The sequence below is a fragment of the Alcanivorax sp. HI0083 genome, assembly GCF_001635175.1.
Genome location: NZ_LWFX01000087.1, coordinates 1 through 849, shown reverse-complemented (window position 1 = coordinate 849; position 849 = coordinate 1). Strand labels below are relative to the sequence as shown.

1 protein-coding gene and 1 pseudogene are annotated in these 849 nt (G+C 60.2%); both read right to left on the bottom strand.

The features are described from left to right. Positions 1-545, bottom strand: a 545-nt coding sequence (locus A3754_RS00965; protein WP_063518611.1) for a ubiquinone/menaquinone biosynthesis methyltransferase, incomplete at its 3' end; no start/stop codon positions are given. 1 nt (position 546) lies between these two features. Further along, positions 547-849 (bottom strand): annotated as a pseudogene (locus A3754_RS26905) (hypothetical protein); the annotation flags it as partial.

The following is an 849-nucleotide window of genomic DNA, read 5'->3' as shown; positions in this document are numbered from 1 at the left end:
TAGGCTTTGGCCAAGTGCTTGTTGGTGGGCGTGGAGAACTCCAGCACCAGCAGGCGGCCGCCGGGCTTGAGGACCCGCAGCATGGAGCGCAGGGCTGCGTCCTTGTCGGTGATGTTGCGCAGGCCGAAGGCAATGGTGATGCAGTGAAAGCTGTTGTCTTCAAAGGGCAGGCATTCGCCGTTCACCTGGGTGACCTGGGTGTTGTGGCTGCAGCCGGCATCGAACAGGCGGTCGCGGCCCACGTCGAGCATGGCGTCGTTGATGTCGGCCAGCACCACCTGGCCGGTTTCGCCCACCAGCCGGGAAAATTTGATGGCCAGGTCGCCGGTGCCGCCTGCCAGGTCGAGCACTTTGTGGCCCGGTCGAATGCCGGCCAGCTCGATGGTCATGCGCTTGAGAATGCGATGGCTGCCCATGGAAATCAGGTCATTCATCACATCGTATTTGCCCGCCACGGAGCGGAATACGCCGGCCACTTTTTGCTGTTTTTCCTGCCATGGCACCTGCTGGTAGCCGAAGTGTGTGACCTTGCTGTCGTCGGACATATCAATTCTCGAAAGGCGATGGGTGACAGGCGAAAACCTTTTCCATGATGGCGTCTTCCCGGGTGGCCAGCTGCTCCAGCAGCAAGCCAACGCTGGGAACGGGTTTCATCACCCGGAAACTGCGATCCATGAAATCATACAGGTTCGCAAAGCCCGCCGCATGGGCCGGTTTGCGAACCATTTTGAAAGTGGCGTGGAGCATTCGCGAGCGGATATAGCGATCCAGTCGATGACCCAGTTCGGCCACCAGCTGCAGCTGCCGTTGGCGATCCTGGTGATGGTTCGGCTGGCGAAATCCCGCTAG